The 14875-nt window shown below is 36.3% G+C and carries 13 protein-coding genes; 1 reads left to right on the top strand and 12 read right to left on the bottom strand.

Features of this window, described 5'->3' with window-relative positions; translation table 11 throughout:
* Positions 1 to 202: 202 nt before the first annotated feature.
* From ACB104_RS08070 to ACB104_RS08125, 12 genes are all read right to left on the bottom strand, one after another.
* A complete protein-coding gene (locus tag ACB104_RS08070) occupies positions 203 to 619 on the bottom strand; it encodes a c-type cytochrome (RefSeq protein ID WP_370477777.1) in 417 nt (138 codons plus the stop codon).
* 16 nt (positions 620 to 635) lie between these two features.
* A complete protein-coding gene (locus ACB104_RS08075) occupies positions 636 to 1235 on the bottom strand; it encodes a hypothetical protein (protein WP_370477778.1) in 600 nt (199 codons plus the stop codon).
* 3 nt (positions 1236 to 1238) lie between these two features.
* The gene (gene nrfD / locus ACB104_RS08080; RefSeq protein WP_370477779.1) at positions 1239 to 2576 is read right to left on the bottom strand and encodes an NrfD/PsrC family molybdoenzyme membrane anchor subunit; all 1338 of its coding nucleotides are present in this window, start codon (positions 2574 to 2576) and stop codon (positions 1239 to 1241) included.
* Positions 2573 to 3487 carry a 4Fe-4S dicluster domain-containing protein gene (locus tag ACB104_RS08085; protein WP_370477780.1) on the bottom strand — a complete coding sequence of 305 codons (915 nt, stop codon included), beginning with the start codon at positions 3485 to 3487 and terminating at the stop codon, positions 2573 to 2575. Before ACB104_RS08085 ends, nrfD (ACB104_RS08080) begins: the two co-directional genes overlap by 4 nt.
* Positions 3488 to 3681: 194 nt before the next feature.
* The gene (locus ACB104_RS08090) at positions 3682 to 4080 is read right to left on the bottom strand and encodes a c-type cytochrome (protein WP_370477781.1); all 399 of its coding nucleotides are present in this window, start codon (positions 4078 to 4080) and stop codon (positions 3682 to 3684) included.
* 10 nt (positions 4081 to 4090) lie between these two features.
* Complete coding sequence (locus tag ACB104_RS08095) at positions 4091 to 4960, bottom strand: hypothetical protein (protein WP_370477782.1); 870 nt, start codon at positions 4958 to 4960, stop codon at positions 4091 to 4093.
* The gene (gene nrfD, locus ACB104_RS08100; RefSeq protein ID WP_370477783.1) at positions 4957 to 6273 is read right to left on the bottom strand and encodes an NrfD/PsrC family molybdoenzyme membrane anchor subunit; all 1317 of its coding nucleotides are present in this window, start codon (positions 6271 to 6273) and stop codon (positions 4957 to 4959) included. Before nrfD (ACB104_RS08100) ends, ACB104_RS08095 begins: the two co-directional genes overlap by 4 nt.
* A gap of 14 nt (positions 6274 to 6287) precedes the next feature.
* Positions 6288 to 7289 carry a 4Fe-4S dicluster domain-containing protein gene (locus ACB104_RS08105; protein ID WP_370477784.1) on the bottom strand — a complete coding sequence of 334 codons (1002 nt, stop codon included), beginning with the start codon at positions 7287 to 7289 and terminating at the stop codon, positions 6288 to 6290.
* 24 nt (positions 7290 to 7313) lie between these two features.
* Complete coding sequence (locus ACB104_RS08110) at positions 7314 to 7580, bottom strand: hypothetical protein (RefSeq protein ID WP_370477785.1); 267 nt, start codon at positions 7578 to 7580, stop codon at positions 7314 to 7316.
* A 6-nt stretch (positions 7581 to 7586) separates the two neighbouring features.
* Complete coding sequence (locus tag ACB104_RS08115; protein WP_370477786.1) at positions 7587 to 8486, bottom strand: DUF5777 family beta-barrel protein; 900 nt, start codon at positions 8484 to 8486, stop codon at positions 7587 to 7589.
* A gap of 16 nt (positions 8487 to 8502) precedes the next feature.
* The gene (locus ACB104_RS08120) at positions 8503 to 8880 is read right to left on the bottom strand and encodes a hypothetical protein (RefSeq protein WP_370477787.1); all 378 of its coding nucleotides are present in this window, start codon (positions 8878 to 8880) and stop codon (positions 8503 to 8505) included.
* A gap of 57 nt (positions 8881 to 8937) precedes the next feature.
* Positions 8938 to 10095 (bottom strand): hypothetical protein, encoded by a 1158-nt coding sequence (locus tag ACB104_RS08125; RefSeq protein ID WP_370477788.1) that lies wholly within the window; start codon positions 10093 to 10095, stop codon positions 8938 to 8940.
* Between the two features lie 366 nt (positions 10096 to 10461).
* Between ACB104_RS08125 and dnaE the strand changes: the two genes are divergently transcribed.
* Entirely contained in the window at positions 10462 to 14850 is a 4389-nt protein-coding gene (dnaE, locus tag ACB104_RS08130) for a DNA polymerase III subunit alpha (protein WP_370477789.1), read from the top strand.
* Positions 14851 to 14875 lie beyond the last annotated feature (25 nt).

Genomic DNA, 14875 nt, shown 5'->3' on the forward strand with positions numbered 1-14875 from the left:
TATGATCCTTAAAGGAGTTAATTAATACTTTTAACTTTATACCAAATTATAATCAAACACAGGTATAGCAATAATGTTTTGTTAATATAGTATTTAAATCATTTTAATTTAATGACATATGTCATATTCACATTCAATATCTATGTGTTTCGCTTTGAATCATAGCAAATGCTTTTGTCTTTAAATGTTCTTTATTGCACATTTAATCGGCAAGTGTTTTCATGTAATTTATTAAAAGCCATCTTTCTTCTTCTTCTGTTATTTTCTTTTCAAAATTCGGCATATCATCTCTTCCGAAAACACTTTTATAGTAAAGGCTTCCGTCAGTTTCTTTCTTAAATGCATCTTTTGCAAAATCAGGAACTGGTGTGTCAACACTGGAAGCTTTAGTACCATCACCTCTTCCATTTTTTCCGTGGCATGATTTGCAATGTTTGGTATACAGAATTCGACCTACATTGTCTTCATCCTTGGCATCTAAGTAAGGATTTTCCATTTTTTCATATTTTTTAGGAACAATCCATGGTTTTTCTTGATTTGGTAAGGTCATAGACATTAATATTAATGTCAGACTTCCCGTAAATAGCAAACTGCTAATAAAAAAAGATTTTGTTTTCATGATATAACTATTTTGTTTAGAGTAGTTTTGATTTTATGATTCCTGTTTTGTTTATCTTATAAAAGATATAAATGATATAAAAAATAATGAACCAAATAGAAAAAATTAATGCACTTATGATGAGAATGAGAGGGATTGGGGCATTTGCAGCTGCAGCCCATAGAGATCTTTTTTCTTCTAATTGATCCGGTGAAAATTCAGGGATTCCCCATTTTTTCACGGTTTCTATACTTTGGTCGTTATAAATATCTGAATCCATTAATTTAACTATAATCGTGACATTGCCTTCAGAATCACCAGGAAGATCATTGGGAAACTCAATCTTAACCATCCCAGTTTCATCGGTAGAATTAAAAATATCACCTATTGGTAAATTATTAAAGGATCTTTTAACATAAAAATAGAGTTCAAGGTCCTCAATTGGTTCTTTATTCATATCGGTTGCCGAGGCTATTATAATTTTAGAATCGACATCTTCTTCAAACGTTAATTCTATTTTTGCCTCTTCCATAATATCATTGTCTTGCCCTAAAATAATATTATAGTTAAAAAAAATAATGAGAACTAAATATGGTATTTTCAAAACCCAGACAATATTAAAGATCTTTGTTTTCATATTTTAAAAATTTAGAATGTTGTGACCTTTCAATACTTGTTCGTGCTTCTTTATAGGTATTATGGGGAAAAGTTTGACAAGAATCGTAATAATTAATAAGAACCATGCAAATGAAGCAAAAGTAATGCTCCATTCTTCCCATGTAGGATTGTAATGCAAATAAGATTCATCTACACCCTGAATTGGTAAATAAGGATGTTGCAATGATGGAATTACAATTAAAAATCGTTTAAACCAAGCCCCTAAAATTATAAACATCGAGATTATAAATATAGGGAAAGACCGGCGCATGGTTTTAAAAAGTAATAATACAATGGGTAAAACTAAGCCTCCTAATTGAACAAACCAATACATTGGAGCATATTTGCCAACAAATAATTCTGTAATATGTTCTCCTTCAACACCAACCATCTTGAAGGCAGGTCCTAAATATTCATTAATATTAAAGTATAGATATACTAATGATAATAGAACCAAAAGCTTCCCCATTTTGTCAAAATGTGCTTCGGTAATATATGCTTTGAGACGGATAGACTTTCTTATAAAGTACATTGCTATGATTATAGCTGCAGCACCTGCCATAAACGCACCGGATACGAAATAGGGGCCTAAGTTTGTACTATCCCATCCCGGCCGCCACGTAGTTGCAAAAAGCCATGATGTTACAGTGTGAATTGCAAATGCTACAGGAAGAACCGAAATAGCTAAAATTTTAGTGACCTTTTGAAGCATGGTTATTTGATTGGGGTCGTTTCGCCAATTAATAGCCAAAATTCTATATAATTTTTTTTTCCAGTTAGGAATTGCTGTTAACCGGTCACGACAAAGGGCGAGATCTGGAAGCAAAGATGTATAAAGTAATATTAAACTTATGACCAAATAGGTAGAAATAATAATCACATCCCATATAATGGGAGACTGAATTCTTAAATATCTAATAACATAAAAGAATCTATCTGGTCTTCCCATATCTACAATTATGATTACAATGGCGCAAATAATGGCGGATACAGCAATTATTTCAGATATCCTTGTAAGTGGTTTCGACCATTCATTTCTGTTTAACTTCAAAATGGAACTAAAAAGAGAACCTACAAGACTAATGGCGACGAAGAAAACGAAGTTGGATATATAAATGCCCCATGATGTGTAATCTCTCATTGCGGTAACAATCAACCCGTATTTTAGCTGTCTATAATAACCATACATTCCTATTAATATGATTAAAATTAAAAAGACTACCCATAATTTATATCGCCAAGAGGTTTTTAAAATATGTCTTAAAAGATCCTTTTCTCTCCGGTCACTAAACTCTTGTTTGTTTTTGGCACTTGTATTCATGATGCACTGTTTTCGGAATTTTCTTTTTCAAACGGGAAGAGTCGATCTACAGGGGGTAAATAATAAACCCGAGGTTTTGTTCCAAGTTCCTCCATGTATCTGTAGCCTGCTTTATCTCTTAAAAGGGTGCTTAATCTGACGGTTTCTTCTCCGTTAGTTACAGAGTCTTCAAGCTCATTTCCAAAATATATTACACCATTGGGACAAGCGGTGACACAATGAGGAAGTTTGTCTTGACGAAGCATATCCGGACAAAAATCACATTTTGCAACAGTGCCCTTTTTGCTTGGCAGGCTTGTTTCAGGCGAATAAGGAAGATCTAACTTGCCTTCTGGAGGATTGCCCCAATTGAATACCCTAGCCGAATAAGGACAGGCTGCCATGCAAAAGCGACAACCGATACAGCGTTCATTATCAATGAGTACAATCCCGTCTGAACGCTTAAATGTTGCGCCAACGGGACAAACTTTTACACAAGGGGGATTATCACACTGAAAGCATTTTTTAGGCATCCAATAAGGAGAGGATTCTTCATTATCTTTCATCTCTAGAACCTTTATGTAAGGTCTTTCTGGAGTTAAATTGTGATGTTTATCACAGGATTGAACACATTTTCTCGCATTTTTACATTTACTTAAATCCACAACCATGACAAATTTTTTGCCGGGAATGCCATGACGCGCTTCTTTTGGATTTGCACCATGATGCAAATGTTCCATGGCTTCAATTTCTGAGTTTGGCACCTGGACAAGTTTTCCGTCTGGAGTTAACAAGGTCGTTTTTTCTATTGATTTGTTCTTACAGGACGAAAGTGAATTAAATGCTAGCCCGGTTGCTGCAAGAATACTTCCGGTAGATAGCTTTTTTAAGAACCCTCTTCTGGAATCAGATATTCGTTTATTGTCTTCCATAATTAATATTTAAATTAAATTGACAATCTTCAAGAAATCTAAATTTAGTGTGTAAAAATCTAAAATTTAATGACTTATGTCATGTTCAATGTTTTTGTTTTTTTGATGAAAAGTCTGTAAGGATTGTTTATAAACCTTGATGAATAAAAAAAACCGAACAATATATTCGGTTTTTTACAAAAAGAAGCAAAAAATTATTCGGCTAATGTTCTCATATAATTTACGATTAGCCATCTGTCCTCATCGTCTGGAATTTTTTTTGTAAACTCGGGCATGTCATCTTTCCCAAATGATGTTTTATAGAAAAGCGTGCCGTCAGTTTGTTGTTGATATTCTTCACTAGAGAAGTCTCCAAGGTCTCCAGTCATTTCCTTTGCCTTAGGGCCGTCACCATATCCTTCTTTTCCATGGCAAGATTGACAGTGTTTGCTGTATAGTGATTTACCAATAGCCAGATCTTCATCAGGATCGGTAGGGTTTTTCATTTTTACATATTTTTCTGGTACTTTCCAGCCTTCCTGAAATATGGAGGAGAATGAATATAAACTAAAAATAATAACTCCTAAAAGTATTAATGTTCTTTTGGCTTTCATGATTAAATAATTAAGATTTAGATATTTTAAATAAGTTTACTAATAAATATACAATAATACCCCAGATCCCGAAAATAAGTAAGTTAGGAAATATTAATAAAAATAAAGGGGTTTTATTTCTGGTTGACCACATGGTTCTATTGTCGAATGTCGATTCCTCAATTATAGGAGTGCCAATGGGCGCATTAACAAGAGCTTTTACGGTGCCATAGTCATCATTATCTGCCAATATCACTTCAATAATTAATTGTCCATTTATGCCAGGAATGTCACTATCTACAGGTACCAAAATGGTGCCATTTTCATCAGTCATATTAAATTCTTTTCCTATTTTTAAAGGTTTAAATAACCTTTGAACTTGTACTTGTACCAATTGATCACTCAGTACACTGTCAGTTTCGGAATCTTTTAAAATTGCCCTAACATAATTGACGCTGTCCTTAGTAATCAAATTGGTTTCAATTGAGGCATCTCTAAAACTTATACTTTTAGAAGCTTTTTTATACAACTCATTACCATTAAATTTCACCTGTAAATTAAAGTTGCTTGATGAATCTGATGTTATCGTATTAAAATTTTTCAAAACAAATTTACATTCACCACTCACATTTGTTTTTACGGAGCCTAATTCGATAGTTTCGTTATCGATTTCGTTGTAAACCGTTAAATCAATGTTAGGGACATCGATATTTTCCCGGTCTACCCTTGAAAAAGCCTTAATATATAAATAGGATACGCTGTCCATAATTTTAGTGTAATCCATTTTTAATCTTACCGTATGTTTTTTGGTATTTTGGGCATAAAAGGCACGCTGTCCGGTAGCTAAAAATATTCCGATAAATACGAAAAAAACCAAAGGGTGTTTTAACCTATTTTTCATGACTCTTTATTTTTCTTAATTCCAGTAGTGTTCTTTTCGTCTGCAGTGCGTTGAATCGGTACAACGGGTAAATAACGAACAAACAATGTAATAATCAATAGCGCCATGGCTAGAGTAGCAAATGTTATGATCCATTCATGGGCACTTGGAAAATAATGATGCCAAGATTCGGGAACTCCTTCAATAGGTAAAAAAGGATGTAATAGTGTGGGGATAACAATAATATATCGTTTCCACCACGACCCAATTACAACCATTAAACCAACAAAAAGCATCGGTTTTGGGTGTCTTCCCTTCCTGAACAATAATATGACAAGCGGCAACAATAGTCCAACTATTTGTGCAAACCAAAAAATGGGAGCCCATTCACCAAAAACCAAGGAATTTAAATGGATGTCTTCTTCAACCGGAGCTGTGAAAATCGGGATTAAATACTCATTAATATTAAAATACAGATAAGTCAGGCAGGCTAAAGCTAAAAATTTACCCAGTTTATCAAAATGATACTCTGTAATGTAATAGTCTAGTCCTCTAACTTTTCTAATAACGTAAACCATGGTAACTAATGCACCTAAGCCCGCAACAAAGGCGCCTGAAATAAAATAGGCTCCCATGTTTGTACTGTCCCATCCTATCCTATAAGTAGTAGAGAACAACCATGCATCTATGGTTTGTAGCATAATACTAACAGGGATAATTAAGACCGCTATAATTTTTATAGATTTTTCTTGAATTGATTTTTGTCGTTCACTTCCAGTCCAGTTCAAAGATATTTTTCCATACCATTTGCTTAATTTAGGTTTTGTCTTTTTGTAGAACTTTTTAAGGATTGCCAAGTCCGGAAGGAGAGGGAAATACAATAAAAGGAAGCTCAATGCTATAGTTGTAGGGATGATAATAACATCCCACGTAATTGGAGATTGAAGTCTGGCATGAATAAAGAGATTTAACAATCTATCAGGTCTTCCCATATCTATCATTATCGTTAAACCTGCCATCACAATAGAAGCAAACGTAATGATTTCCGCAATTCTAACTAATGGGGTCCTCCAAGTATTATTGGTTAGTCTTAAAATGGCCACTGTAACTGACCCCACAAAACTTGTCGCCACAAAAAAAACAAAATTCGATATATAAATGCCCCAAAGAGCATAATCTCTCATATTGGTGACTATCTGTCCTTTTTTTACTTGATCGATATAGGCAATAAGTCCAAGTACAATAATAATACTCAAAAAAATGACCCAAATTGTACCCCTTTTGCCAAATTTTCTGGGAGCTAATTTTTCCAAAAGGACGTCATAATTTTTCATAATCATTCAAGTTATTAATCAGATACGGGTTTTTCTACTGATTTTTCTACTGATTCAAATTCATTGTAATTTTCCATTCCTTTCTCAAAATCAACCAAACGGTTTACAGGAGGTAAATAATAAACACTAGGGGCGGTTCCTAATTCTTCCAATAACCTATAACCGGCCTTGTCTTTAAGTAATTTGGTAAGACGCAAAGTTTCCTCTCCATTGGTTACGGTATCTTCATATTTGTCACCAAAATAGAATACCCCATTTGGGCAAGCGGTTACACAATGCGGTAACTGATTTTCATGAATTTGATGTGGACAAAAGTCACATTTGTCTGGAGTTCCTATTCTACTCGGAACACCGGCATATTCAATGGAGGTGTTTTCATGCCCCATATCCATCATGTTTAGGGTAATCTCGCTCATTTCTCCTTGCTTTGGTTCACTCCAATTAAAAACCCTTATGGAATAGGGGCAAGCTGCCATACAGAAACGACAGCCAATACAGCGTTCATTATCAATTAATACCAAGCCATCTCTTCTCTTAAAGGTTGCATCAACGGGGCAAACGGTAACACAGGCTGGTTGATCACAATGCATGCATGTTCTTGGCATCCAATAGGGCGCCGTATCTTTAGATTCTTGCATTTTGTGGACTTTAAGCCAGGCGTTTTCTCCAGTTACAAAGTGATGCTTATTGCAGGCGCTTACGCACTTTAGAGCATTTTTGCATTTAGCCAGATCAATAACCATTACGAATTTACGGTAAGGAATACCCTCTCTTACATTGTATTTAGTATCATGGTGTTCAGAATGGATTACTTCCACAACCTCAGAGGCATCTACTTCAATGAGTGTGCCATCGGTAGTCATTAACTCTAATTTCTTCTCATTACGGTCGTTATTGGATGCGTTTAATTTTTCGGAAAGATGGGACAGCCCCAATCCTCCAATTGCAGATGCCACCCCTAACTTAAGGCCTTTGTCGAGAAATTTACGCCTGGAGTTTTTTTTATGATTTTCCATAGTACCTGAAATTTCAACTTTACGTTACTGCTTTTTTCCAAGCCATTTAAGAAAGGATTTATTCGATATATCTTTCTCAATGATTCTTGATTTTTTCACGGTACTCACCTTAACCTTAACGGTAGTGCCGTCTGGCTTTAATAAGGTCTCGTATGCTTCTTCACCAAGGGTTTTTGTCGATTTGTCAACTGGACTACCCATTCCTAAAAACGGCAAGAGTAAACTACCACCTAAAATGGGTAAAAAACCTCTTCTGGATAGTTGATTCTCTTTTACAGATTTTTTATTCATGAAGTTTTAAAAATTATAATTACGGGTTATATTAAACCCAAATAAGGCACCGCCATTAAACATATCATTGGTGTTTTTCATGTAATTATATTGAGGTAATATTCCGTTAAAGTTGGTTATAAATATTTGAAACGTATGGGCTGAAGTAGAAAATTCTGCCCCGAAACTTAAGCCTGTAATATTGTATTTGTCTTCATTTAACTGGGTTATAGGCGCACTAACGTCACAAATTATTGCTGTTTGTGGGCTCACCTTATATCGTCCACCAAATGCTAAGGAAAAGCGATCATGTTCATTATCATTACCATAATTTACGACATTAAAATGAGATAAACTTGGTGCAATTTGTAATGATAGTTTTGAATTAAACCGTCTAGCAATTACAAGTTGATGGAAATAGGAATAGCGGTCTTGCTTTTTCAAGAACGGTCCATTGTCCGCATCAGGGGGAATATAGTCGCCATTAGGGTATTTTGTCTCTAAAGAGCGACCATCTATGCCAATATTTCCAAAATAACTAATATTAACGGGAATACTTCCGGATCGGGTTTGTTTTAATAAACCAACCTTTAAATTGAAGTCACTAATTCTATTCTTTTTGGTAATGCCATATCCAACCGTTACCCAATCTAAAAAGGCATAAGATAATGCAATTCTTATATTGGAATTTGCACCATAAATTCCAGCTAAAGAATTCTTTTCCTCTAAAAGTCCAAATCTGTGTTGCATCATTACTTCCAACGTATTTTTATTGAATAGGATGTTCGAGGCATTATCAATTAAGGTGGCGCTTTCGAAAGCAGGACGGGCGGGCTTTTCAACAATGGAGTCTTTAGCCTTTTTTTGCGAGAAACAAAAAATAGGCATAATTAATAAGACCAATAGTAATATTTTATACTTTTTCATTGTAACATCTTTTGGGTTAGTTATTCTCAGCACCATCATCAATCCACTTTTTAATTAGTGCTATCGAATTGGCATCTACATTTCTATGACCATTATCTGCCAATTGAATATATAGTTTGCTCGAAGTGCTATTCTCTGGGGTTACATATCCTGAAAGTAAAGAGGCATACGCATTTCCAGCTGTTAAATCTGGATTTTGTCCGGAAGTATTATGACATTGCGTACAATTATAGGTTGCGAATATGGGAGCAATGTCATCGGCAAATGAAACTATTGTTTCAGGGGGTATAACCACATCTTCTTGTTCTACAACTTCAGGAAACTCATCGTAATAGCATGAAAACATTAAAAGAGGTAAGCTACTAAGGAGAGCTATTTTTAATAGTTTTTTCATTTTTTTTATTTTAAATTTTTAACAATGAAATATTCAAAACTTTTAATAAACTATTAATTAATTTTGTAGAGCTTCGATTGAATTTTTCAACAATGCCTCGGTATATTTTGGATTGTGGATACCATTACTTTTATCTTCTTCCAAAGTTTTGTAATTCCAAATAGCTTGAGCATGGCTTACAGGTACTACAAGTGGGTTTGAACTACCTGCGTTTCCTCCATCTGCGCCGAGTACACTTCCACTTTCGGAAATATATCCTTTTGCCACTAATAAGTCATGTAAAACCTTGTAATCTGTCCATGCTGTAATTTGTTCTGGAATTGCTGTCATACTATCATGGCATTCAATACACGTATTTAATGTTGGTTCCCAAGTATGTGAGCCATCAGTACCGTCTGTTGTTTCACCCATGTGGCATGAAGTACATGATGCGCCAGTTTTATGAGCAGCAGTTCCTCTACCAGGATAACCAGTGGTGCCGGCTATATTAGCACCCATAATACCTTCTAACATCGTTGATTGTGGGCCATGGTGTGGGCCGTAACGTCGACTTGTGATTGTGATATCGCCAGTGCCGGATGGAATAGGATATGAGTTTCGAGGTTGGTGACAGTTTATACAAGTATTGCTTAATCCTAAAGGATCTGCATTACTAGTCATATCAAGAGAAACCATTGGGTCGATATACAGATTAATGGGATCAATATTTCTCAGCGCATAGTCATTGCCATCATTTTCAAAATCAAAAGATCTATGGCCTTCTTCAGGAGCATGACAACCGTTACAGGTTATATTATGTGAAACTTGATAACCATCAAAATTTGCTGATATAATTTCGTTGTTATATTGGTCTAAAACAGGGTCATCATTTTCGTCCACTTCAATATACATTCCTGACAATAAATCGATATAGCCTTCGTTATTATGGCATCGGGCACAACTACCACTCTCTCCTCTTGCCCAAGAAGTTCCAGTGGCATGGCCTGATAGGGCATAAGCAGCCTTTATTTCATTTCTGTGTTCACTAGAGTGACAGTCAATACATTGTTGAACACTAACCCCATCGATGCCATCAATGCCATCAATGCCATCAACCCCGTCAATGCCGTCAATGCCTGGTTCACCTTTGATTGCAGTATAATCACTTGTACATTGGAATAACATTAAACTTGAAGTGATTACGATCAAGTTAATGATGAGTTTTAAATTTTTCATGACGATATTAGTTAATGATAAGATTCCGGAAAATATAAATTTAAGATACCCTAAACTATGATAAATGTCAGGTTTTGGTTGACTAGAAGCTATTTAGGTATGTTTGTTTTTCGATGAGATATCAACTCGGTTTTTTTTCATGATGTTTCGGATAAATTATGTTCTGACTTTTAAAAGAGGAATGTTTATGTTCTATATCATAAGAATTGTATAAATATTTTTCCGGTAACAAAAACTTTAAACTAATATTAAGGTTTGTTTAAAACTGTTTATAACTTCCATTCAAAAAAGAGTATATTCTGTGTATTTTTATAAACTCATTTTCGACCAAACAATTAAACAAATCAACACAATAACACTATAGGAATGTACTTAATTTTTGATACAGAAACCACGGGATTGCCAAAACGCTGGGATGCGCCAATATCCGATGTAGATAATTGGCCAAGGTGCATTCAAATTGCGTGGCAGTTGCACGACGCTATGGGTAATTGTATTGAAAGTCAGGATTATTTGGTGCAACCAGACGGGTTTAATATTCCTTATGATGCGGAAAAAATACATGGTATTTCTACAGAATTAGCCGAAGAGCAAGGTGTGCCTTTGGCTGAAGTATTGGAAAAATTTAATGAAGCACTTGGAAAAGCCAAATTCATTGTTGGGCAAAATGTTAAGTTCGATTTGAATATTATGGGCGCGGAATTTTTACGTGGCGATGTTGAAAACCCGTTGCAGGAATTGCCCGTTTTGGATACCTGTACTGAGCACACAGCACAGTTATGCCAGATCCCAGGAGGGCGTTACGGTAGATTTAAATTACCGACCTTGACCGAGCTTCATGAGCACCTGTTCAACGAGCCATTTGAAGAAGCTCATAATGCTACTGCCGACGTAGAGGCTACTACACGTTGTTTTTTAGAGTTGGTCCGTTTGGGTGAATTTACTAAAGAAGAATTAGACGTACAACCAGATTATTTTGATTGTTTCAAGGAAGCCAATCCTAATGAAATCCAACTCATTGGATTGAAGCACATCAACCTTAAAAAAGAAAGTGCTAAAATAAGGGAGCGTATAAAAAAGGCTTCCACGGCACACATTTCTACTGAAGAAATAAAACAAAATGTATCAGATTTAGCCGATACTGATTTTGTGCACCTTCACAATCATTCACAATTTTCGGTACTGCAATCCACTATGAGTGTGGCCGATTTGGTAAGCGCTACCGCAGAGCACAACATGCCAGCCGTAGCGTTAACGGACCATGCCAATATGATGGGTGCCTTTCATTTTGTGAATGCGGTAAATAGGCACAACGGAAGTGTTAAAGCTAAGTTACAAGCAGCCGAAGAAACTGGCGAGAAAATTGATGTTAAGGAAATAAAACCTATAGTAGGTTGCGAGTTTTTTGTTTGTGAAGACCATACCGATAAAACCAGAAAAGATAATGGCTATCAAATTGTGCTTTTGGCCAAAAACAAAAATGGATACCATAATTTGGCAAAATTGTCATCGCACGCATTCGTCGATGGGTTTTATTACTTGCCTCGAATAGACAAAAAACTCATTCAGCAGTATAAAGAGGATGTTATTGTGCTCACGGGTAATTTATATGGCGAAGTGCCAAGCAAAGTGTTGAATGTAGGAGAAAATCAAGGGGAAGAAGCCTTATTATGGTGGAAAGATGAGTTTGGTGATGATTTATATATGGAGCTAATGCGCCACAATCAAGAGGATGAAAATCGTGTGAATCCCACTTTAATTGAATTGGCACGAAAACATGATATAAAGCTGGTCGCTACAAATAACACTTATTATCAAAAAAAGGAAGATGCCAATGCCCATGATATCTTGCTGTGTGTAAAAGACGGTGAAAAACAAGCTACCCCAATTGGCCGAGGGCGTGGATATCGTTACGGATTGCCAAATCAGGAGTATTATTTTAAATCTTCTGAGGAGATGAAACAACTTTTCAAAGATGTTCCCGAAGCCATTTTTAATGTTCAGGAAATTGTTGACAAAGTTGAAGCATTTCAACTGGCACGTGATGTGTTATTGCCTGCATTCGATATTCCAGATGAATTCAAGCATGAAGAAGATTTGGTTGATGGTGGAAAACGAGGTGAAAATGCCTATTTGCGTCATTTAACCTATGAAGGAGCAAAAAAACGTTATGGCGACCCTTTTTCAGAAGACATTAAAGAGCGACTCGATTTTGAATTAAGCGTTATTGAAAATACGGGTTATCCGGGGTATTTTTTAATTGTTGAAGATTTTATACGAGAGGCCCGTAAAATGGATGTTTCGGTTGGGCCAGGTCGTGGTTCGGCAGCTGGCTCCGTTGTGGCCTATTGCCTTTGGATAACGAATATCGATCCCCTAAAATACGATTTGCTTTTTGAGCGTTTCCTCAATCCAGACCGTATCAGTATGCCCGATATCGATATTGATTTTGATGACGAAGGCCGAAGCCGTGTCATGGAATATGTGATTAAAAAATATGGTTCAAACCAAGTTGCCCAAATTATAACATATGGTACCATGGCAGCCAAGTCGTCTATTCGAGACACAGCCCGAGTACTCGATTTGCCGTTATTTGACGCCGATAGAATCGCAAAACTAATACCCAACATGTCCAAACTGAACAAGATTTTTGGTTTGGATGAAAAGGAACTCGGCAAAAAATTTAGGGCAGAAGATTTAGAAAAGGTCAATCAATTACTCAACATTTCAGAAGGTGACGATTTAGAGGCTGAAACCGTAAACACCGCCAGAACGCTTGAAGGCTCGGTACGAAATACAGGTATCCATGCATGTGGAGTGATCATTACCCCAGATGATATTACCAAATTCGTTCCTGTGGCTACGGCAAAAGATTCCGAGCTTTACGTTACCCAGTTTGATAACTCTGTGGTGGAATCTGCCGGTCTTTTAAAAATGGATTTCTTGGGGCTTAAAACGCTGACGCTAATTAAGGACACCGTTAAAATTGTTAAAGCAAAACATGGTATTCAACTAGATCCGGAGAGTTTTCCGCTTGATGATGAAAAAACCTATAAACTTTTCCAAAGAGGAGAAACCGTTGGAGTATTCCAATACGAATCACCAGGCATGCAAAAGCACCTTCGCGATTTAAAACCGACCGTTTTTGAAGATTTAATTGCGATGAATGCCCTTTATCGTCCGGGTCCTATGGAATATATCCCAAGTTTTGTTAGAAGAAAACATGGTGATGAGGATATAGATTACGATTTGCCCGCCATGGAAGAGTACTTAAAGGAAACGTACGGTATTACGGTTTATCAAGAGCAGGTGATGTTATTGTCGCAAAAACTGGCAGGTTTTACTAAAGGTGAGGCCGATGTGCTTCGAAAGGCCATGGGTAAAAAGCAAATTGCGGTACTCGATAAAATGAAGCCCAAGTTTGTCGAGCAAGCCAGTGCCAATGGGCATGATGCCAAAATTCTAGAAAAAGTTTGGAAAGATTGGGAAGCTTTTGCCAGTTATGCCTTCAATAAATCACATTCTACATGTTATGCGTGGATTGCCTATCAAACGGCATATCTCAAGGCTCACTATCCGGCGGAATATATGGCTGCGGTGCTTTCCAATAATATGAGCGACATTAAGCAGGTTACTTTTTTTATGGAAGAATGCAAGCGCATGAAGTTAGACGTTCTTGGGCCAGATGTTAACGAAAGTTACTATAAGTTTTCTGTAAATAAAGATGGTGCTGTACGCTTTGGTATGGGAGCGATTAAAGGGGTTGGCCAAGGTGCAGTTTTAACAATCGTTGAAAATCGAAAAAAAGATGGTCCATATAAGTCTATTTTTGATTTAGCAAAGCGAATTGACTTACGTGCCGCCAATAAAAAAGCTTTTGAGAATTTAGCATTGGCAGGAGGTTTTGACAGTTTTGGTAACACCCACCGTGCGCAATATTTTTATGATGAAGGTGATGGCATTACCTTTTTGGAAAAGGCTATTAAATATGCCCAAAAGTATAAGGAAAATGAAAATTCAGCTCAGGTAAGTTTGTTTGGAGAAGCAAGTGATGTGCAAATTCCGGAGCCTCTGGTGCCACCTTGTGAGGAGTGGGGCACCATGGAAAAACTTAGTAAAGAACGAGAGGTTGTTGGGGTTTATATTTCCGGGCATCCATTGGATGATTTTAAAACAGAAATGAATGCATTCTGTAATGCCAAAGTGGGATTGTTCCATAATTTGCAACCTTTTGTTAACCGCGAACTGGTTTTTGGCGGTGTAGTTACCGATGTGCAACATCGTGTGAGCAAACAAGGAAAAGGATGGGCTTTATTTACTATTGAAGATTACAACGACAGTTTTGAGTTCAGGATTTTTGGCGAGGAATATTTAAAATTTAGACATTTTTTGTTGAAAAACAATTTTGTGTTTGTAAAGGCTTTTGTGCGTGAGGGTTGGACTAATAAAGAAACAGGCAAGCCCAGTGACCCTAGATTGCAGTTCAATAATTTTCAATTATTGCACGATGTGATGGAGCAGTATGCAAAAAAACTGTCTATACAGGTTGATATCCATGATTTGAATGAACAGAAAATCATCGCTTTGAAAGAACTAATCCATTTGCATCCGGGTAATCAAGTGCTGAATTTCGTCGTTTATGATACGCGCGAAAAATTAAAACTAAGTATGCCCAGCAGGAAGCAAAAAGTAAAGGTTTGCCAAGAGTTATTAAGCGAATTGGAAGCTCAAGATGTAAAGTTTAAATTAAACTGATGATTTAACATTTTTAGAATTCAAA

The sequence above is a fragment of the Tamlana flava genome, assembly GCF_041287255.1.
GTDB classification, from domain to species: domain Bacteria; phylum Bacteroidota; class Bacteroidia; order Flavobacteriales; family Flavobacteriaceae; genus Tamlana; species Tamlana flava.